The sequence below is a fragment of the Burkholderia sp. BC1 genome (assembly GCF_052683555.1).
The window spans coordinates 23,672-42,788 of record NZ_JBQYLP010000019.1 but is presented as its reverse complement, the minus strand read 5'-3'; the positions used below and the strand labels follow the sequence as shown (position 1 = coordinate 42,788).

The 19,117-nt window shown below is 66.1% G+C and carries 17 protein-coding genes; 15 read left to right on the top strand and 2 right to left on the bottom strand.

The genetic code is table 11. The features are described from left to right. Nucleotides 1-118: 118 nt before the first annotated feature. The 3 genes from aceE to lpdA all read left to right on the top strand — a co-directional run bounded on the left by aceE (nucleotide 119) and on the right by lpdA (nucleotide 6,601). The gene (gene aceE / locus ACSHSS_RS12285; RefSeq protein ID WP_105780025.1) at nucleotides 119-2,815 is read left to right on the top strand and encodes a pyruvate dehydrogenase (acetyl-transferring), homodimeric type; all 2,697 of its coding nucleotides are present in this window, start codon (nucleotides 119-121) and stop codon (nucleotides 2,813-2,815) included. Between the two features lie 67 nt (nucleotides 2,816-2,882). Then, on the top strand, nucleotides 2,883-4,550 hold the full coding sequence (aceF, locus tag ACSHSS_RS12280; protein WP_445545028.1) for a dihydrolipoyllysine-residue acetyltransferase: 1,668 nt from the start codon (nucleotides 2,883-2,885) through the stop codon (nucleotides 4,548-4,550). A gap of 281 nt (nucleotides 4,551-4,831) precedes the next feature. Then, entirely contained in the window at nucleotides 4,832-6,601 is a 1,770-nt protein-coding gene (lpdA, locus tag ACSHSS_RS12275) for a dihydrolipoyl dehydrogenase (RefSeq protein ID WP_445545027.1), read from the top strand. Between the two features lie 168 nt (nucleotides 6,602-6,769). On the opposite strand, the gene ACSHSS_RS12270 is transcribed toward lpdA, so the two are convergent. After that, entirely contained in the window at nucleotides 6,770-7,336 is a 567-nt protein-coding gene (locus ACSHSS_RS12270; RefSeq protein ID WP_006401963.1) for a phasin family protein, read from the bottom strand. A 650-nt stretch (nucleotides 7,337-7,986) separates the two neighbouring features. On the opposite strand from ACSHSS_RS12270, the gene pbpG reads away from it, so the two are divergent. Further along, the gene (gene pbpG / locus ACSHSS_RS12265) at nucleotides 7,987-9,132 is read left to right on the top strand and encodes a D-alanyl-D-alanine endopeptidase (protein ID WP_006401961.1); all 1,146 of its coding nucleotides are present in this window, start codon (nucleotides 7,987-7,989) and stop codon (nucleotides 9,130-9,132) included. Between the two features lie 103 nt (nucleotides 9,133-9,235). Here pbpG and ACSHSS_RS12260 read toward each other — a convergent pair whose 3' ends face one another. After that, nucleotides 9,236-10,045: an IclR family transcriptional regulator gene (locus tag ACSHSS_RS12260; RefSeq protein WP_006401960.1), complete on the bottom strand. Its 810-nt coding sequence runs from the start codon at nucleotides 10,043-10,045 to the stop codon at nucleotides 9,236-9,238. 174 nt (nucleotides 10,046-10,219) lie between these two features. Between ACSHSS_RS12260 and ACSHSS_RS12255 the strand changes: the two genes are divergently transcribed. From ACSHSS_RS12255 to fdx, 11 genes are all read left to right on the top strand, one after another. Beyond that, nucleotides 10,220-10,942: a (Fe-S)-binding protein gene (locus tag ACSHSS_RS12255; protein ID WP_006412885.1), complete on the top strand. Its 723-nt coding sequence runs from the start codon at nucleotides 10,220-10,222 to the stop codon at nucleotides 10,940-10,942. 36 nt (nucleotides 10,943-10,978) lie between these two features. Then, nucleotides 10,979-12,391 carry a lactate utilization protein B gene (locus ACSHSS_RS12250; RefSeq protein ID WP_006408173.1) on the top strand — a complete coding sequence of 471 codons (1,413 nt, stop codon included), beginning with the start codon at nucleotides 10,979-10,981 and terminating at the stop codon, nucleotides 12,389-12,391. A gap of 129 nt (nucleotides 12,392-12,520) precedes the next feature. Next, the gene (locus ACSHSS_RS12245) at nucleotides 12,521-12,748 is read left to right on the top strand and encodes a hypothetical protein (protein WP_445545026.1); all 228 of its coding nucleotides are present in this window, start codon (nucleotides 12,521-12,523) and stop codon (nucleotides 12,746-12,748) included. 101 nt (nucleotides 12,749-12,849) lie between these two features. Beyond that, on the top strand, nucleotides 12,850-13,332 hold the full coding sequence (locus ACSHSS_RS12240) for a low molecular weight protein-tyrosine-phosphatase (RefSeq protein ID WP_217261735.1): 483 nt from the start codon (nucleotides 12,850-12,852) through the stop codon (nucleotides 13,330-13,332). A 117-nt stretch (nucleotides 13,333-13,449) separates the two neighbouring features. Continuing rightward, nucleotides 13,450-13,989 (top strand): Fe-S cluster assembly transcriptional regulator IscR, encoded by a 540-nt coding sequence (gene iscR / locus ACSHSS_RS12235; protein ID WP_006401955.1) that lies wholly within the window; start codon nucleotides 13,450-13,452, stop codon nucleotides 13,987-13,989. 61 nt (nucleotides 13,990-14,050) lie between these two features. Further along, nucleotides 14,051-15,274: an IscS subfamily cysteine desulfurase gene (locus ACSHSS_RS12230; RefSeq protein ID WP_006401954.1), complete on the top strand. Its 1,224-nt coding sequence runs from the start codon at nucleotides 14,051-14,053 to the stop codon at nucleotides 15,272-15,274. A 70-nt stretch (nucleotides 15,275-15,344) separates the two neighbouring features. Next, entirely contained in the window at nucleotides 15,345-15,752 is a 408-nt protein-coding gene (gene iscU / locus ACSHSS_RS12225) for a Fe-S cluster assembly scaffold IscU (protein ID WP_006401953.1), read from the top strand. A gap of 62 nt (nucleotides 15,753-15,814) precedes the next feature. Continuing rightward, nucleotides 15,815-16,138, top strand: a complete 324-nt coding sequence (gene iscA, locus ACSHSS_RS12220) for an iron-sulfur cluster assembly protein IscA (protein WP_012213076.1) — start codon at nucleotides 15,815-15,817, stop codon at nucleotides 16,136-16,138. 94 nt (nucleotides 16,139-16,232) lie between these two features. Beyond that, a complete protein-coding gene (gene hscB, locus ACSHSS_RS12215; protein WP_012213077.1) occupies nucleotides 16,233-16,760 on the top strand; it encodes a Fe-S protein assembly co-chaperone HscB in 528 nt (175 codons plus the stop codon). Between the two features lie 54 nt (nucleotides 16,761-16,814). Beyond that, the gene (gene hscA, locus ACSHSS_RS12210) at nucleotides 16,815-18,683 is read left to right on the top strand and encodes a Fe-S protein assembly chaperone HscA (protein ID WP_054317715.1); all 1,869 of its coding nucleotides are present in this window, start codon (nucleotides 16,815-16,817) and stop codon (nucleotides 18,681-18,683) included. Between the two features lie 89 nt (nucleotides 18,684-18,772). Beyond that, a complete protein-coding gene (fdx, locus tag ACSHSS_RS12205) occupies nucleotides 18,773-19,114 on the top strand; it encodes an ISC system 2Fe-2S type ferredoxin (protein ID WP_006401949.1) in 342 nt (113 codons plus the stop codon). Nucleotides 19,115-19,117: the final 3 nt, after the last annotated feature.

Below are 19,117 nucleotides of genomic sequence, written 5' to 3'. Positions count from 1 at the left end.
AATTTTGTTGCGTGCGGCCCGGCACGCTCATTACAATCCGCTGAGCTTGCCCGCAGCCGGCCGCGCCGCGTCGTCTGCACGAGAGCGATCCTCACATTCCAGGACCCAGGAGACGAGAATGTCCGCTGTACCGAATGAAGTGATGAAGTATGTCGCCGCCGAGCGTGACGACGACCCGCAGGAAACCGTTGAATGGCTCGAGGCGCTGGACGGCGTGATCTCCTCCGTGGGTACCGGCCGCGCGCACTACCTGATCGAAAAGCAGATCGAATTCGCACGCATGCACGGCGAACATCTGCCGTTTTCCGCGAACACCCCGTACATCAACACGATTCCGGTCGAAGCCCAGGCCAAGATTCCGGGCGACCAGGACATCGAGCACCGCATCCGCTCGTACACGCGCTGGAACGCGCTCGCGATGGTGCTGCGCGCCGGCAAGGACACGAACGTCGGCGGCCACATCGCGTCGTTCGCATCGGCCGCGACGCTGTACGACGTCGGCTACAACCATTTCTGGCACGCACCGTCCGACCAGCACGGCGGCGATCTCGTGTTCGTGCAGGGCCACTCGTCGCCGGGCGTGTACTCGCGCGCGTTCCTGCTCGGCCGCCTGACCGAGGAGCAGCTCGACAACTTCCGCCAGGAAGTCGGCGGCAACGGCATCTCGTCGTACCCGCACCCGTGGCTGATGCCGGACTTCTGGCAGTTCCCGACCGTCTCGATGGGCCTCGGCCCGATCATGGCGATCTACCAGGCGCGCTTCATGAAGTACCTCGAGGCGCGCGGCATCGCGAAGACGGAAGGCCGCAAGGTGTGGGCGTTCCTCGGCGACGGCGAGACCGACGAACCGGAATCGCTCGGCGCGATCGGGATGGCGAGCCGCGAGAAGCTCGACAACCTCGTGTTCGTGATCAACTGCAACCTGCAGCGTCTCGACGGCCCGGTGCGCGGCAACGGCAAGATCATCCAGGAACTGGAATCGGAATTCCGCGGCGCCGGCTGGAACGTCATCAAGGTGATCTGGGGCAGCCGCTGGGATGCGCTGTTCGCACGCGACAAGACGGGCGCGCTGATGCGCCGGATGATGGAAGTCGTCGACGGCGAATACCAGACGTACAAGTCGGAGTCGGGCGCGTTCGTCCGCGAGCACTTCTTCAACACGCCGGAGCTGAAGGCGCTCGTCGCCGACTGGTCCGACGACGACATCTGGAACCTGAACCGCGGCGGCCACGATCCGCACAAGATCTACGCGGCGTTCCATGAAGCGACGCACACGAAGGGCGCGCCGACCGTCATCCTCGCGAAGACCATCAAGGGCTACGGGATGGGCGAGTCCGGTCAGGCGATGAACATCACGCACCAGCAGAAGAAGCTGCCGGTCGAGCAACTGAAGAAGTTCCGCGATCAGTTCCGCCTGCCGATCACCGACGAGCAGATCGCCGACGTGCCGTACCTGAAGTTCGAGGAAGGCTCGAAGGAGCTCGAATACATGCGCCAGAAGCGCATGGACCTCGGCGGCTACCTGCCGCAGCGTCGCCAGAAGGCGGCATCGCTGCCGGTGCCGGCGCTCGACGCGTTCGAGCCGCTGCTCAAGGGCACGGGCGAAGGCCGCGAGATCTCGACGACGATGGCGTTCGTGCGGATCCTGAACATCCTGCTGAAGGACAAGGCGCTCGGCAAGCGCGTGGTGCCGATCGTCCCGGACGAGTCGCGCACGTTCGGCATGGAAGGCCTGTTCCGCCAGATCGGCATCTGGAACCAGGAAGGCCAGAAGTACGTGCCGGAAGATTCCGACCAGCTGATGTTCTACAAGGAATCGCAGACCGGCCAGATCCTGCAGGAAGGCATCAACGAAGCGGGCGGCATGTGCGACTGGATCGCGGCGGCGACGTCGTACTCGACGCACGGCGAGATCATGGTGCCGTTCTACATCTTCTACTCGATGTTCGGCTTCCAGCGGATCGGCGATCTGGCCTGGGCGGCAGGCGACATGCGTTCGCGCGGCTTCCTGCTCGGCGGCACCGCGGGCCGCACGACGCTGAACGGCGAAGGTCTGCAGCACGAAGACGGCCACTCGCTGCTGTGGGCGGCATCGGTGCCGAACTGCGTCAGCTACGACCCGACGTTCGGCTACGAGCTCGCGGTCATCATCCAGGACGGCCTGCGCCGGATGGTGCAGGACCAGGAAGACGTGTACTACTACATCACGGTGATGAACGAGAACTACGAGCACCCGGCGATTCCGCAGGGCGAGCACGTGGCGGCCGACATCATCAAGGGCATGTACGCGTTCCGCAAGGCGGACGCCAACACGAAGGCGCCGCGCGTGCAGCTGCTCGGCGCGGGCACGATCTTCAACGAAGTGATCGCCGCCGCCGATCTGCTGAAGAAGGACTGGGGCGTCGCCGCCGATCTGTGGAGCGTGCCGAGCTTCACCGAGCTCGCGCGCGAAGGCCACGACGTCGAGCGCTGGAATCTGCTGCACCCGACCGAGGAGCGCCGCCTGTCGCACGTGCAGAAGTGCCTGAAGGACACGCAGGGCCCGGTCATCGCCTCGACCGACTACGTGCGTGCGCTGGCCGACCAGATCCGCGGCCAGATCGATCGCCGCTACGTCGTGCTCGGCACCGACGGCTACGGCCGTTCGGATACGCGTGAGAAGCTGCGTCACTTCTTCGAAGTCGACCGCTACTGGGTGACGGTGGCCGCGCTGAACGCGCTGGCCGACGAGGGCACGATCGATCGCAAGATCGTCGCCGACGCGATCGCGAAGTACAACCTCGATCCGTCGAAGCCGAACCCGATGACCGTTTAACGACACGCGCCGCGTGATGCCGCGCGCCGCCTCGCGGGGAGGCGCGCGGTCCTGGAGACACAGACAGATGAGTCAAGCGATCGAAGTGAAGGTGCCGGATATCGGCGATTACAAGGACGTGCCCGTCATCGAGGTGCTCGTGAAAGCGGGCGACACGGTCGAGCCCGAGCAGTCGCTCGTCACGCTCGAGTCCGACAAGGCGACGATGGACGTGCCGAGCCCCGCCGCGGGCACGGTCAAGGAAGTGAAGGTCAAGGTGGGCGATGCCGTGTCGGAAGGCACGCTGATCATCCTGCTCGAAGGCGGCGCCGCCGCGCAGCCGAACGGCGCCGCTGCGCCGGCGGCCGCACCGGCCCAGGCGTCCGCGCCGGCACCGGCTGCCGCGGCCCCCGCTGATGCCGCACCGGCCGCCGCGCCCGCCGCATCGGGCGGCACGCTCGAAGTGACGGTGCCCGACATCGGCGACTACAAGGACGTGCCGGTGATCGAGATCGGCGTGAAGGTCGGCGACACGGTCGAGAAGGAGCAGTCGCTCGTCACGCTCGAATCGGACAAGGCGACGATGGACGTGCCGAGCCCGGCCGCCGGCGTCGTGAAGGACATCAAGGTGAAGGTCGGCGACACCGTGTCGGAAGGCACGCTGATCGTGCTGCTCGAGGCCGCCGGCGCAGCGCCGGCCGCTGCGGCACCGCAGGCGAGCGCACCGGCGCCGGCACCGGCCGCCGCCGCTCCGGCTGCGGCGCCCGCACCGGCACCGGCGAAGGCCGCGGCACCGGCTGCCGCGCCGGCCGCTGCTGCGCCGTCGGGCGAACACCGTGCGAGCCACGCGTCGCCGTCGGTGCGCAAGTTCGCGCGCGAACTGGGCGTCGACGTGTCGCGCGTGCAGGGCAGCGGTCCGAAGGGCCGCATCACGAAGGAAGACGTCACGGCCTTCGTGAAGGGCGTGATGACGGGCCAGCAGGCGGCGCCGGCCGCAGCGGCCGCGCCGGCCGGCGGCGGCGAGCTGAACCTGCTGCCGTGGCCGAAGGTCGACTTCTCGAAGTTCGGCCCGTTCGAGTCGAAGCCGCTGTCGCGCATCAAGAAGATCTCGGGCGCGAACCTGCATCGCAACTGGGTGATGATCCCGCACGTCACGAACAACGACGAAGCCGACATCACCGATCTCGAAGCGCTGCGCGTGCAGTTGAACAAGGAGCACGAGAAGGCGGGCGTGAAGTTCACGATGCTCGCATTCGTGATCAAGGCGGTCGTCGCCGCGCTGAAGAAGTTCCCGACCTTCAACGCGAGCCTCGACGGCGACAACCTGGTGTTCAAGCAGTACTACCACATCGGTTTCGCGGCCGACACGCCGAACGGTCTCGTCGTGCCGGTGATCCGCGATGCGGACAAGAAGGGCCTCGTCGAAATCGCGAAGGAAATGGCAGAGCTGTCGAAGGCCGCGCGCGAAGGCAAGCTGAAGCCGGACCAGATGCAGGGCGGCTGCTTCTCGATCTCGTCGCTCGGCGGGATCGGCGGCACGCATTTCACGCCGATCATCAACGCGCCGGAAGTCGCGATCCTCGGCTTGTCGCGCGGCCAGATGAAGCCGGTGTGGGACGGCAAGCAGTTCGTGCCGCGTCTGACGCTGCCGCTGTCGCTGTCGTATGACCATCGTGTGATCGATGGCGCGGAGGCCGCGCGGTTCAATGCGTATCTTGGCGCGTTGCTCGCGGATTTCCGTCGCATCATTCTTTGATGAGCGGGGAGAGTGCTCGCGGGGGCGTGGGTTTTGTTCTGTCGGTTATCCGCGCTCTGCCTTTGAACCTGTATTGCCAACGGTCTGCTAGCGTCGCCCCTGCGCGGGGCGGCGGTCACTTTTCTTTGTCTTCCAAAGAAAAGTAACCAAAAGAAAGGCGCGTCCTTGGGCGGACGGCAAAGGTGGTGCTGCCCAGGTTCGCGTTCTTTGGTCAGGCCGTAAGCGCGGTTCTCTGCGGGGTTCTCCCTCTCTGTCTGCAGCTAATCAAGAAGGGGACAGTAATGAGTCTCATCGAAGTCAAGGTTCCGGATATCGGCGATTTCAGCGGCGTCGATGTCATCGAAGTCAACGTGAAGCCGGGCGACGTGATCGAAAAAGAGCAGACGCTCATCACGCTCGAATCGGACAAGGCCTCCATGGAAGTGCCGAGCGACGTCGCCGGCACCGTCAAGGAAATCAAGATCAAGGCCGGCGACAAGGTCTCGCAAGGCACGGTCATCGCGCTCGTCGAAGCAGCGGAAGGCGCAGCCGCACCGGCGAAAGCGCCGGAGCCGGCCAAGCCCGCCGCAGCCGCGCCGGCGGCCGCCCCCGCAGCCGCACCGGCGCCCGCGCCGCAAGCGGGCAGCTATGCGGGCGCAGCCGACATCGAGTGCGACATGCTCGTGCTCGGCGCCGGCCCCGGCGGCTACTCGGCCGCATTCCGCGCGGCCGACCTCGGCATGAAGACGGTGCTCGTCGAACGCTACCCGACGCTCGGCGGCGTGTGCCTGAACGTCGGCTGCATCCCGTCGAAAGCGCTGCTGCATACGGCGCTCGTCGTCGAGGAAGCCGAGGCGCTCGCCGCGCACGGCATCTCGTTCGGCAAGCCGCAGGTCGACCTCGACAAGCTGCGCGACTTCAAGGGCGGCGTCGTCAAGAAGCTGACGACGGGCCTCGCCGGCATGGCGAAGGCACGCAAGGTCGAAGTCGTGACCGGCGTCGGCACGTTCGTCGATCCGCATCACATGGAAGTGCAGGGCGAAAACGGCAAGAAGGTCGTCAAGTTCAAGCAGGCGATCATCGCCGCGGGCTCGCAGGCCGTGAAGCTGCCGTTCATGCCGGAAGATCCGCGCGTCGTCGATTCGACCGGCGCGCTCGAGCTGCGTCAGCTGCCGAAGCGCATGCTCGTGATCGGCGGCGGCATCATCGGCCTCGAAATGGCGACGGTCTATTCGACGCTCGGCGCCGAAATCGACGTCGTCGAAATGATGGACGGCTTGATGATGGGTGCAGACCGCGATCTCGTGAAGGTCTGGGAAAAGTACAACGCGAAGCGCTTCGGCAACGTGATGCTGAAGACCAAGACGGTCGGCGCGGAAGCGAAGGACGACGGCATCTACGTGAAGTTCGAAGGCGAGAAGGCGCCGGCGGAACCGCAGCGCTACGACCTCGTGCTCGTCGCGGTCGGCCGCAGCCCGAACGGCAAGAAGATCGGTGCCGACAAGGCCGGCGTCGCCGTCACGGACCGCGGCTTCATCGAAGTCGACAAGCAGATGCGCACGAACGTCCCGCACATCTTCGCGATCGGCGACATCGTCGGCCAGCCGATGCTCGCGCACAAGGCCGTCCATGAAGGCCACGTCGCCGCCGAAGCCGCACACGGCGAAAAGGCGTACTTCGACGCGCTGCAGATTCCGTCGGTCGCCTATACCGATCCGGAAGTCGCGTGGGCCGGCAAGACGGAAGACCAGTGCAAGGCCGAAGGCATCAAGTACGGCAAGGCCGTGTTCCCGTGGGCCGCATCGGGCCGCGCGATCGCGAACGGCCGCGACGAAGGCTTCACGAAGCTGATCTTCGACGAGGAAACCCATCGCGTGATCGGCGGCGGTATCGTCGGCCTGAACGCGGGCGATCTGATCAGCGAAGTGTGCCTCGCGGTCGAAATGGGCGCGGACGCCGAAGACATCGGCAAGACGATTCACCCGCACCCGACGCTCGGCGAATCGGTCGGCATGGCTGCCGAACTGTACGAAGGCGTCTGCACGGACCTGCCACCGCAGCGCAAGAAGTAACGCGCACGACCGGCCCCACGCCGGTCGATACGAACGCCGCCTGTCCGGATTCTCCGGCAGGCGGCGTTTTTCGTTGCGGCGGCCGCGGCCGCGCCGGTCCGGCGCCTGCGCGAGCGGCGGAAATGAAAAAGCCGCGCAGTGCGCGGCTCTTTCCGGAGCAGGGGACGCTTACGCGGCCGGCTTGCTCGTACGGCGCGACGCAGCGGCAGTCGCAGCCTTCGACGCGACCGCAGCGGCTGCGTTGAAGTTCGTCTCGGCGATCTCGACGGCCTGCTTCGCGGCCTTCTGGACCGTTTCGTACGTCGTGTTCGCGGCGTTCAGCGCCGACTTCAGCGCGGCGACAGCCGTTTCCGAACCGGCCGGTGCGTTCTTCGCGACGTTGTCGACGAGCGCCTGCACCTTCTTGTTCTGCTCTTCGAATTGCGCTTCGGCAACCTTCGCGAACTCGGCTTGCGTGGCCGACGCGATCTCGTACAGATGACGGCCGTACGACAGCACCTTTTCCGCGACCGGCTGCGTCAGGCTCGCCTGCAGCGCGATCAGTTCCTGCGCATCCTTCACCGACAGCAGACGCTGTGCGTTTTCCTGGCCTTCGGCCAGCGTCGACTTCACGACCTGAAGGTTGAGTTCGATCAGCTTTTCGACGCCTTCGAACGCCTTGGTGGTCAGACCGAACAGGCTCTCGAGGTTGGCTTTTTGGGCGGCGGCGATTTGCTCGGGGGTCAGCAAGGACATGTCAAGCTCCTGGAAAGCGATCGCGTCGATCGCGGGGTAAAGGGCACTGCGCTGGGGAATCTTGCGGCGACGTGCTTTGTGCAACGCAGCAATGGAGCCTATTTTAGGGCAGAGAAAAACCTTGTCAAGCATTTTTTGTGCATTGCACAATCACGACAAATTATCGACAAAACAACGGCTTACCGCCGCGTTCCGGAATCGGTTTCAGCGGCTGTCCACGCTGGTGCACGGCGCGTGCTCCGGCGCGCGGCGCACCATGATCGCGCGCAGGTAAACCGCGCACGCGCATGGAACGTTATGCTTATGTCCGTGTCGAAAAGCGCGCCGTTTCGACACGCGCGCCCGTGGCGACGTGCCTTCGCCCGTGCCGAGCCCGCGCGGCGGCACGCCGGGCGCGGACTACGTAGTAACCCCGCTTTAAAACGCCTCCGAAGTGACGTTATCTCAATTAACCATGTGGTAATCGGGAGACGGCCGCTGTCGCGCCGTATCGATGATTTTTTTCGATGGAAGCGGGCAGGTCGATCGACCGAATGTTGGCGGACGCTTACAATTCGGTTTAACGACGCTCGGTAAGTGCCTAATATTGCTCTTTTTTTCAGCTTTAACTACACTGGCGGAACCCTCCCGCCCGCTTTGTCCAGACCCCAATGAAAGCCGAATCGTTTTCACCGCGCAGATTGTTGCAGAGCATGACGCTCGGCACGGCTGTGTCGGTCGCCGTCGCGCTGCTCGCGACCGCCGCGTCCGTCACGCCCGCTGACGCCTTTGCCGCCACTGCGAAGACTCACCACGCCGCCAAGAAAACCGCTTCGCCCGCGAAGCAGAAGGCGGCATCCGGCAAATCCGCGAAGGTCGCCGCGGCCGAGGCGCCGCGCGCGAAGGCGTCGCGCAAGCGCGTGACGCTCGCGGCGAACGTGCGCGGCGGCCACCATGGCGCGGTGCGCCGCGTCGCGTTCCAGCCGCGTCAGCCGACGGTCGGCCAGGCCTTCGGCCTGCACGACACGCCGGACGCGCTCGCGCTGCGTTCGAGCGTCGCGTATGTCGTCGACCAGAACACCGGCGAGCCGCTGTTCGACAAGAACTCGCACGCCGTCGTGCCGATCGCGTCGATCTCGAAGCTCATGACCGCGATGGTCGTGCTCGATTCGAAAGCGCCGATGACCGAGCAGATCGAAGTCACCGACGAAGACCGCGATTACGAGAAGGGCACGGGCTCGCGCCTGTCGGTCGGCTCGGTGCTGTCGCGGGAAGACATGCTGCACATCGCGCTGATGGCCTCGGAAAACCGCGCGGCGGCCGCACTGTCGCGCTATTACCCGGGCGGCCGTCCGGCCTTCATCGCGGCGATGAACGCGAAGGCGAAGGCGCTCGGGATGACGGATACGCACTTCGAGAATTCGACGGGGCTGTCGAGCTCGAACGTGTCGAGCGCGCGCGATCTCGTGAAGATGGTCAACGCCGCGTATCAGTATCCGCTGATCCGCAAGTTCTCGACCGACCGCACCTACGAGGTCTATACGGGCAAGCGCAATCTCGTCTACAACAGCACGAACGCGCTGATCCGCGGCAACGGCTCGTGGGACATCGGTCTGCAGAAGACGGGCTTCATCAACGAGGCCGGCGAATGCCTGGTGATGCAGGCGACGATTCACGGCCGCCCGGTCGTGATGGTGCTGCTCGATTCGTTCGGCAAGTATTCGCGTTTCGCCGACGCGTCGCGCCTGCGCAACTGGCTCGACGCCGGCGGCGGCGAGCGCCTGACCGCGGCCAACACGCCGGCCGGCGGCACCTGAACCCGATCGCGCGACGCGGCGCTGCCGTTGCAGTCGCCGCGCCCGAAGTCGAAAAAAAGCCCCGCGGCAGCGGGGCTTTTTGCATTGCGGCGCCGGCGGCGCGTCATGCCTGCCGTTGCAGGCCTTCCGCTTCCTTCACGACTTCCGGCCGATAGCCGAGCGCTTCGGAGATCGTCAGCGCGGTGCGGCTGAGCTGGCTGATCCACGCATCCTGCAGGCGATCGGCCGGCGCCGACAGCGACAGCCCCGCGACGAGCTTGCCCGAATCGTCGTAGATGCCGGCCGCGATGCAGCGCACGCCGAGCTCGAGCTCCTCGTTGTCGCGCGCGCACGATTGCTGGCGCACGAGCGTCAGCTCGCGCTCGAGCTTGGTCAGATCGGTGATGCTGTTCTGCGTGTGGCCGGACAGCCCCGTGCGCGTCGCGTACGCACGGACGCGCGAGGTTTCGTCGGCCGCGAGGAACAGCTTGCCGACGGAGGTCAGATGCAGCGGCGCGCGGCCGCCGATCGCGCGGACGACCTGCATGCCCGAGCGCTCCGAATACGCACGCTCGATATAGACGATCTCGTCGCCTTGCCGGACCGACAGGTTGACCGTCTGGCCGGTGAGGCGGTGCAGCTCGCGCATCGGCATCAGGGCCGCATCGCGCACCGACAGGCGCGCCTTCACGAGGTTGCCGAGTTCGAGCAGCCGCATGCCGAGCCGGTACGTGCCGGGATCGGAGCGGTCGACGAGGCGGCAGGTCACCATGTCGTTCAGGATGCGATGCGCGGTGGACGGATGCAGTTCCGTGCGCTGCGCGAGTTCCTTCAGGCTGACGGGATCGCTGTGAGCGGCGAGCGCGTCCAGCAGCCTCATCATGCGTTCGATCACCTGGATCGACGTTTTGGAATCCGGGGTGGGTTGGTTCATGTCGGCGGGGGAATCAGTTGACGCGGCAAGCGGTGTTGAACCGATTGTATCTCGTATGGTGAAAAAAGCGAACGCTGTTCGAGGAAGTCCTCGCTTGCGGCAGGGGCACGCGCCGGCGTTGGTCTTGTCGGCCAAACGGCGGATAATGAGGGCCGTTTTCCCGGAGGAGCGCGTATGCGAGTCGGTTTGTTCGTGACCTGTCTGGTCGATCTGATGCGTCCCGAAATCGGTTTCTCGGCGCTCAAGCTGATTCGCGACGCGGGCTACGAGGTATTCGTGCCGCCCGCGCAGACGTGCTGCGGCCAGCCTGCCTACAACTCGGGCGAGCGCGCGCTCGCGCGCGACCTCGCCGAAAAGATGCTGCGCGAGTTCGAGCAGTTCGACTATGTCGTCGCGCCGTCCGGGTCGTGCGGCGGGATGATCCGCGCGCACTACGGCGACCTGTTCCGCGACGATCCCGAGCTGATGGCCCGCTATGCGCGGCTGCAGCCGAAGGTCTACGAACTGACCGATTTCCTCGTCAACGTCGCGAAGGTCACGCTGGCGCCCGGCGAATTCGCGGGGCCCGTCACCTATCACGACTCGTGTTCCGGGTTGCGCGAACTCGGCGTGAAGGCGCAGCCGCGTGCGTTGCTCGCGCAGCGCGGCGTCGCGGTCACCGAGATGAAGGACTGCGAGCACTGCTGCGGCTTCGGCGGCACGTTCGCGGTGAAGTACGGCGACATTTCGGCGGCGATCGCGGACGAGAAGTGCGCGAACGTGCGCGCGTCGGGCGCCGGCACGGTCGTGCTCGGCGATCTCGGCTGCATGCTGAACATCGAAGGGCGGTTGCGCCGTACCGGCGACCGCGATACGCGCGTGCTGCACGTCGCGCAGGTGCTGGCGGGCGACGTCTGACGCCCGGTTCCGCTCACTTTCTCCCCCGATACCGCGATGCAAGTCCAATCGATGCACTTCAAGGCGCGCGCCGGCCAGAAGCTGGCGGATCAGCGTCTGCAGCAGAACCTGAAGAAACTGTCGACGAAGTTCGTGTCCGCGCGCGCGGACGCGATGACGGCGATCGACTTTCCGGCGACGCGCGCGGCGCTGAAGGCGCGCCGCAACCGCGCGCTCGACAATCTAGACGTGTGGCTCGAGGCCTTCGAGCGCGAGGCGACGCGTCGCGGCACGACCGTGCTGTTCGCGGAAACGACGGCCGACGCGGCGCGGCTCGTCGCCGACATCGCGCGCCGTCACGACGTGAAGAAGGTCATCAAGACGAAGTCGATGGTGTCCGAGGAAATGCACGTGAACGCGGTGCTCGCCGAGATGGGCGTGCAGTCGATCGAGACGGATCTCGGCGAATACATCCTGCAGATCAACGACAACGAGCCGCCGAGCCACATCATTGCGCCGGTCGTCCACAAGGACAAGGACGAGATCGCCGATCTGTTCGCGCGCACGCACCGGCGCGAGCGGCTGACCGAGATCCCGGACATGACGCGCGAGGCGCGCGAGATGCTGCGCCCGCACTTCCTGTCGGCCGACATGGGCGTGACGGGCGGCAACTTCGTGATCGCGGAGACCGGCTCGGTCGCGCTCGTCACGAACGAGGGCAACGAGGGAATGTGCACGGTGATGCCGCGCGTGCACGTCGCGGTGACGGGCATCGAGAAGGTGCTGCCGACGCTCGAGGATCTCGCGACCGCGATGCGCTTGCTGCCGCGCTCGGCGACCGGGCAGAAGACGTCGAACTATTTCTCGCTGCTGACGGGCCCGCGCGGGCCCGGCGACGAGGACGGCCCCGAGCACAACTACGTCGTGCTGGTGGACGGCGGACGCACGGGCCTCATCGGCGGCGAATTCCAGGAGATGCTGCGCTGCATCCGCTGCGGCGCGTGCATGAACCATTGTCCCGTGTATCAGAAGGTCGGCGGCCACACGTACGGGTGGGTGTATCCCGGCCCGATGGGATCGGTGCTGACGCCGAGCTACGTGGGGCTCGACCGCGCGCTCGACCTGCCGCAGGCGGCGACGCTCTGCGGCGAATGCGACAGCGTGTGCCCGGTCGGGATTCCGCTGTCGCACCTGCTGCGCACGTTGCGCGAAAAGCAGGTGGAGCGTCACCTGCGGCCGTGGCGCGAACGCGCGGCGCTTGCCGCCTGGGGCTTCCTCGCGCGCCGTCCGATGCTGTACGCGCTGACGACGAAGCTCGCGGTGCGGATTCTCGAGCGGCTCGGCGGCGACGGCGGGATGCTGCGACGGCTGCCGATGATGGGCGGCTGGATGGACACGCGCGACATGCCGACGCCGACGGGGCGCACGTTCCGCGAACTGTACGCGGCGTCGCAAAGCCATCTCGGCTGATACTGTTCATCGCGACGCAACACTGCATTCACTATTTGCGTATTTATCCTGATAGATGCGGTCTATAGAATACGTCCTGTAGTCCCCGGAATCGGGTTTCCGGGGCATCAGGTCAATGAGGTCCGCATCATGAGAAAGACAATAGCGACGTACTGGCCGCTTGCAATCGTCGTACCGCTTGCAGCGGCCGCTTATCTGCACGCGACGGACAACGCGCCGTCGCGCGGTCCGGTCGCGGTTCATCAGGCTTCCGCCGAACTGGCGCGCGCCGTGTCGTTCGGTCTCGTCGGCGACGGGTCGCAGTCGCTGCCGGCCGCCTCCGGCGATGTCGTGCTCGCCGCCCCGAAGACGCTGTAGTACAGGTCGCCGTCGCTTGGCGCGACGGCGCGAGATCGGGCGCCTTTGTATAATGGCGCGTTCTTCCTCCACGCGGTCCGCCGCGGCTTTCCGATAGTGCGATGACGCGCGTTGCGATCTGTTTCGTCTGTCTCGGCAACATCTGCCGTTCGCCCACCGCAGAGGGCGTCATGCGGCATCAGGTCGACGCGGCCGGGCTGGCCGACCATATCGAGATCGATTCGGCCGGCACCGGCGACTGGCACGTCGGCGAGCCGCCCGACACGCGCGCGCAAGCCGCGGCGCGCACGCGCGGCTACGATCTGTCGACGCTGCGTGCACGGCAGGTGAGCGCCGACGATTTCGAGCGCTTCGACCTGCTGCTCGCGATGGACGAAGCCAATCTCACGGAATTGCGGCGGCGCTGCCCACCCGCGCATCGCGACAAGGTGCGCTTGCTGATGGAATTCGCGCCCGGCGCGAGCGAAACCGAGGTGGCCGATCCGTACTTCGGCGGCGCGCAGGGCTTCGAACAGGTGCTCGACCAGGTCGAGCGCGCGTGCGAGGGCCTGCTCGACACGCTGCGCGCGCGCCTCGCCCGCTGAACGCGGCGCGGTATTCAGCGATCTGCGAATACCCTGCCGAAGACATGGATACTTGACTAAAATCGTCAAATATTTATACTTGACCAAAATCGTCAAGATTGCAGTCCCCTAGACACCATGAGACTCACCACCAAAGGCCGTTTCGCCGTCACGGCGATGATCGACTTGGCACTGCGCCAGGAGCAGGGCCCGGTGACGCTTGCAGGCATCAGTCAGCGCCAGCGGATTTCGCTCTCGTATCTCGAACAGCTGTTCGGCAAGCTGCGCAGGCATGAAATCGTCGAATCCGTGCGCGGCCCGGGCGGCGGCTACAACCTCGCGCGCCGCGCGCAGGACGTGACCGTTGCCGACATCATCATCGCGGTCGACGAACCGCTCGACGCGACGCAATGCGGCGGCAAGGGCACGTGCGACGGCTCGAAGCAGCCGGACGGCCACTGCATGACGCACGAGCTGTGGTCGACGCTGAACCAGAAAATGGTCGAATACCTCGATTCCGTGTCGCTGCAGGATCTCGTCGATCAGCAGCGCGCACGCGAAGGCGCGCCCGCAGTGCTGCGCGACCGGCGCGCGCCGGAGCCCGTCGCCGCGCCGGCCGAGCCGGTGCGCACGATGCCGCTCGGTCCCAATTCGGTGTTCAACATCGCGAGTTCGTGAGCGCGAACCGCGCCACACCCTATAACGCAAATCGTCCCTGCACAGAATCCCGGAGCGACAGATGACTCAACAGACCCTCCACCTGCCCATCTACATGGATTACAGCGCCACGACGCCCGTCGATCCGCGCGTGGTCGACAAGATGGTGCCGTACCTGCGCGAACAGTTCGGCAACCCGGCGTCGCGCAGCCACGCGTACGGCTGGGATGCCGAGCGCGCGGTCGAGGAGGCGCGCGAGCAGGTGGCCGCGCTCGTGAACGCGGATCCGCGCGAGATTATCTGGACGTCCGGCGCCACGGAATCCGACAACCTCGCGATCAAGGGCGCCGCGAACTTCTACAAGGGCAAGGGCAAGCACATCATCACGGTGAAGACCGAGCACAAGGCCGTGCTCGACACGTGCCGCGAGCTCGAGCGTGACGGCTTCGAAGTCACGTATCTCGACGTGAAGGAAAACGGGCTGCTCGACCTCGACGTGTTCAAGGCCGCGCTGCGCCCCGACACGATCCTCGTGTCCGTGATGCACGTGAACAACGAGATCGGCGTGATCCAGGACATCGAGACGATCGGCGAGATCTGCCGCGAGAAGGGCATCGTGTTCCACGTCGATGCCGCCCAGGCGACCGGCAAGGTCGAGATCGACCTCGCCAAGCTGAAGGTCGATCTGATGTCGTTCTCCGCGCACAAGACGTACGGCCCGAAGGGCATCGGCGCGCTGTACGTGCGTCGCAAGCCGCGCGTGCGCATCGAAGCGCAAATGCACGGCGGCGGCCACGAGCGCGGCATGCGTTCGGGCACGCTGCCGACGCACCAGATCGTCGGCATGGGCGAAGCGTTCCGCATCGCGCGCGAAGAAATGGCGACCGAGAACGAGCGCATCCGCATGCTGCGCGACAAGCTGCTGCGCGGCCTGTCGCAGATCGAGGAAACGTACGTGAACGGCGACATGGAGCACCGTATCCCGCACAACCTCAACATCAGTTTCAACTTCGTCGAAGGCGAGTCGCTGATCATGGCGATCAAGGACGTCGCGGTGTCGTCGGGTTCCGCGTGCACGTCGGCGTCGCTGGAGCCGTCGTACGTGCTGCGTGCGCTCGGCCGCAACGACGAACTCGCGCACAGCTCGATCCGCTTCACGGTCGGCCGCTTCACGACGGAGCAGGAAGTCGACTACGTGATCGAACTGCTGAACAGCAAGATCGCGAAGCTGCGCGAGCTGTCGCCGCTCTGGGAAATGCACCAGGAAGGCATCGATCTGTCGACGATCGAATGGGCCGCACACTGAGCACCGCATATCGAACATACCCGCGGGCGGATTCGCGCACGCAGACGTAACGAGTCAAGGAGTCTGAGTCATGTCTTACAGCAACAAGGTTCTGGATCACTACGAAAACCCGCGCAACGTCGGTTCGTTCGCGAAGGACGACGACGCGGTCGGCACGGGCATGGTCGGCGCGCCGGCCTGCGGCGACGTGATGAAGCTGCAGATTCGCGTCGGCGCGGACGGCGTGATCGAAGACGCGAAGTTCAAGACCTACGGCTGCGGTTCCGCGATCGCATCGAGCTCGCTCGTCACCGAATGGGTGAAGGGCAAGACGCTCGACGAAGCGCTCGCGATCAAGAACACGCAGATCGCCGAAGAACTCGCGCTGCCGCCGGTGAAGATCCACTGCTCGATCCTCGCGGAAGACGCGATCAAGGCAGCCGTGGCCGACTACAAGAAGCGCCACGACACGAAGCAGGACGATCAGGCAGCGGCCTGACGCATCGAGCGGCTTGTGAAGGGAATCGCGGCGTGCCGACGGCGCGCCGCGGCAAGGACATCATGGCAATTACACTGACCGAAAAAGCAGCACAGCACGTCCAGAAATACCTGGTCCGTCGCGGCAAGGGCCTGGGCCTGCGGCTCGGCGTTCGCACGACCGGGTGCTCGGGGCTCGCGTACAAGCTCGAGTATGTCGACGAGCTTGCCCCCGAGGATCAGGTGTTCGAGAGCCATGGCGTGAAGGTCGTCGTCGACCCGAAAAGCCTCGCGTATATCGACGGCACCGAGCTCGACTTCGCGCGCGAAGGCCTGAACGAAGGGTTCAAGTTCAACAACCCGAACGTGAAGGACGAGTGCGGCTGCGGCGAATCCTTCCGCGTCTGACGCGGATCTCCGCGCGACGCGGGCAAGAGGCGGCACGGGCCGCCTTTTTATTGGGCGGCGTTCGCCGCACGACGAACCGGAATTGAACGCGACGATGGTCTCGCTGAAAGACAGCCATTTCGATCTGTTTCATCTGCCGGCGCAGTTCGCGCTCGACGAAGCGGCGCTCGACGCCGCCTATCGGGCCGTGCAGACGCAGGTGCATCCGGACCGCTTCGCCGCGGCCGGCGACGCGCAGAAGCGCATCGCGATGCAGTGGGCGACGCGCGCGAACGAGGCGTACCGGACGCTGCGCGATCCGTTGAAGCGCGCGACCTATCTGCTGTCGCTGCGCGGCGTCGACATCGGCGCGGAGAACAACACCGCGATGGAGCCCGCGTTCCTGATGCAGCAGATGGAATGGCGCGAAAGCATCGAGGACGCCGCGGCAGCCCGCAACGTCGATGCGCTCGACGCGCTGCTTGCGGAACTGCGCGACGAGAAGCGCGCGCGCCTCGAGCGGCTCGGCACGCTGCTCGACAGCGGCGCCGATCAGGCGGCCGCCGAGGCCGTGCGCCAGCTGATGTTCATCGAGCGCGTCGCGTCTGAAGTGGGCGCGCAGATCGAGCGCCTCGAAACTTAACCGCGTGCCTCGCGGCACGCGCAGCAAACGGGCCGAGCGCCCGAACGAACCAAGATGGCTTTACTGCAAATTTCCGAACCGGGCATGGCGCCGGCGCCGCACCAGCGGCGGCTCGCCGTCGGGATCGATCTCGGCACGACGAACTCGCTCGTCGCGGCCGTGCGCAACAGCGTGCCCGAAGTGCTGCCGGACGACGCGGGCCGCGTGCTGTTGCCGTCCGTGGTCCGTTATCTCGAGAACGGCGGCCGCCGTATCGGTCACGACGCCAAGGCGCAGGCCGCCACCGATCCGCGCAACACGATTGTGTCGGTCAAGCGCTTCATGGGCCGCGGCAAGGCCGAAGTCGAAGGGGCGGCGAACGCGCCGTACGAATTCGTCGATGCGCCGGGCATGGTGCAGATCCGCACGGTCGACGGCGTGAAAAGCCCGGTCGAGGTGTCGGCCGAGATTCTCGCGACGCTGCGGCAACGTGCCGAAGACACGCTCGGCGACGAGCTCGTCGGCGCCGTGATCACGGTGCCGGCCTACTTCGACGACGCGCAGCGCCAGGCGACGAAGGATGCCGCGCGGCTCGCCGGCCTGAACGTGCTGCGTCTGCTGAACGAGCCGACCGCGGCGGCGATCGCATACGGTCTCGACAATGCGGCCGAAGGGCTCTACGCCGTCTACGACCTCGGCGGCGGCACGTTCGACCTGTCGATCCTGAAGCTCACGAAGGGCGTATTCGAAGTGCTGGCGGCGGGCGGCGATTCCGCGCTGGGCGGCGACGATTTCGATCACGCGCTGTTCGATCACGTGCTCGCGCAGGCCGGTCTCGACGCGAAGACGCTCGCGCCCGAAGACGTGCGCCTGCTGCTCGATCGCGTGCGCGTGCTGAAGGAGGCGCTGTCGTCGGCACCCGAGGCGGCGCTTGACGTCACGCTGTCGAACGGCGCGCATCTCGCGCAGACGATCTCGCACGACACGTTCGCGACGCTCGTCGAGCCGCTCGTGCAGCGCACGCTGACGCCGACGCGCAAGGCGCTGCGCGACGCGCAGGTGACGCCGGCCGACATCAAGGGCGTGGTGCTCGTCGGCGGCGCGACGCGCATGCCGGTGATCCGCGAGGCGGTCGCGAAGTATTTCGGCCAGCCGCCGCTCGTCAACCTCGATCCGGACCAGGTCGTCGCGCTCGGCGCGGCGATCCAGGCCGATCTGCTCGCCGGCAATCGCGGCAGCGGCGACGACTGGCTGCTGCTCGACGTGATTCCGCTGTCGCTCGGTGTCGAAACGATGGGCGGCCTCGTCGAGAAGATCATTCCGCGCAATTCGACGATTCCGATCGCGCGCGCGCAGGAATTCACGACGTTCAAGGACGGCCAGACCGCAATGGCGATTCACGTCGTGCAGGGCGAGCGCGAGCTCGTCGCCGACTGCCGGTCGCTTGCGCGTTTCGAGCTGCGCGGCATTCCGCCGATGACGGCCGGCGCGGCGCGCATTCGCGTCACGTATCAGGTCGATGCGGACGGGCTGCTGTCGGTGTTCGCGCGTGAACAGCATTCGGGCGTCGAGGCGTCGGTCGTCGTGAAGCCGTCGTACGGCCTCGCCGACGACGACATCGCGAAGATGCTCGAGGACAGCTTCAAGACGGCCGAAGTCGACATGCGCGCACGTGCGCTGCGCGAGGCGCAGGTCGAGGCCGAGCGAATGATCGAGGCGACGCAGGCCGCGCTCGCGGCCGACGGCGAACTGCTCGATGCCGCGGAGCGCGCGGAAATCGATGCGCGCGTCGCGGCGCTGCGCACGATCGCGCAGGGCGACGACGCGGACGCGATCGAAGCGGCGACCAAGGCGCTCGCCGACGGCACCGACGAATTCGCGGCGCGCCGGATGGACAAGAGCATCAAGCGCGCGCTGTCGGGCCGGCGGCTCGACGAGATCTGAACGAACGACGACTCGCGCGCGGGCCCGACGGTCCGCGCGATATTGAACCGTGCGGCGCGCGTCGCCGCACTCTGACTGACGGAACGGACATGCCTCAACTGGTGGTGCTGCCTCACGTCGAACTGTGCCCGGACGGCGCGGTGATCGACGCGACGCCCGGCAAGAGTATTTGCGACAACCTGCTCGACAACGGCATCGAGATCGAGCACGCGTGCGAGAAGTCGTGCGCGTGTACGACCTGCCACGTGGTGATCCGCGAAGGCTTCAACGAACTCGATCCGTCCGAGGAGGACGAGGACGATCTGCTCGACAAGGCGTGGGGGCTCGAACCGACGTCGCGCCTGTCGTGTCAGGCGATCGTGAAGGAGGATTCGGATCTCGTGGTCGAGATTCCGAAGTACTCGATCAATCACGCGAAGGAAAATCACTGACGG

What these genes read in the sequence shown, in the direction of transcription:
- aceE (WP_105780025.1), top strand. Translation starts at nt 119, where the DNA reads ATGTCCGCTGTACCGAATGAAGTGATGAAGTATGTCGCCGCCGAGCGT.
- aceF (WP_445545028.1), top strand. Translation starts at nt 2,883, where the DNA reads ATGAGTCAAGCGATCGAAGTGAAGGTGCCGGATATCGGCGATTACAAG.
- lpdA (WP_445545027.1), top strand. Translation starts at nt 4,832, where the DNA reads ATGAGTCTCATCGAAGTCAAGGTTCCGGATATCGGCGATTTCAGCGGC.
- ACSHSS_RS12270 (WP_006401963.1), bottom strand. Translation starts at nt 7,336, where the DNA reads ATGTCCTTGCTGACCCCCGAGCAAATCGCCGCCGCCCAAAAAGCCAAC.
- pbpG (WP_006401961.1), top strand. Translation starts at nt 7,987, where the DNA reads ATGAAAGCCGAATCGTTTTCACCGCGCAGATTGTTGCAGAGCATGACG.
- ACSHSS_RS12260 (WP_006401960.1), bottom strand. Translation starts at nt 10,045, where the DNA reads ATGAACCAACCCACCCCGGATTCCAAAACGTCGATCCAGGTGATCGAA.
- ACSHSS_RS12255 (WP_006412885.1), top strand. Translation starts at nt 10,220, where the DNA reads ATGCGAGTCGGTTTGTTCGTGACCTGTCTGGTCGATCTGATGCGTCCC.
- ACSHSS_RS12250 (WP_006408173.1), top strand. Translation starts at nt 10,979, where the DNA reads ATGCAAGTCCAATCGATGCACTTCAAGGCGCGCGCCGGCCAGAAGCTG.
- ACSHSS_RS12245 (WP_445545026.1), top strand. Translation starts at nt 12,521, where the DNA reads ATGAGAAAGACAATAGCGACGTACTGGCCGCTTGCAATCGTCGTACCG.
- ACSHSS_RS12240 (WP_217261735.1), top strand. Translation starts at nt 12,850, where the DNA reads ATGACGCGCGTTGCGATCTGTTTCGTCTGTCTCGGCAACATCTGCCGT.
- iscR (WP_006401955.1), top strand. Translation starts at nt 13,450, where the DNA reads ATGAGACTCACCACCAAAGGCCGTTTCGCCGTCACGGCGATGATCGAC.
- ACSHSS_RS12230 (WP_006401954.1), top strand. Translation starts at nt 14,051, where the DNA reads ATGACTCAACAGACCCTCCACCTGCCCATCTACATGGATTACAGCGCC.
- iscU (WP_006401953.1), top strand. Translation starts at nt 15,345, where the DNA reads ATGTCTTACAGCAACAAGGTTCTGGATCACTACGAAAACCCGCGCAAC.
- iscA (WP_012213076.1), top strand. Translation starts at nt 15,815, where the DNA reads ATGGCAATTACACTGACCGAAAAAGCAGCACAGCACGTCCAGAAATAC.
- hscB (WP_012213077.1), top strand. Translation starts at nt 16,233, where the DNA reads ATGGTCTCGCTGAAAGACAGCCATTTCGATCTGTTTCATCTGCCGGCG.
- hscA (WP_054317715.1), top strand. Translation starts at nt 16,815, where the DNA reads ATGGCTTTACTGCAAATTTCCGAACCGGGCATGGCGCCGGCGCCGCAC.
- fdx (WP_006401949.1), top strand. Translation starts at nt 18,773, where the DNA reads ATGCCTCAACTGGTGGTGCTGCCTCACGTCGAACTGTGCCCGGACGGC.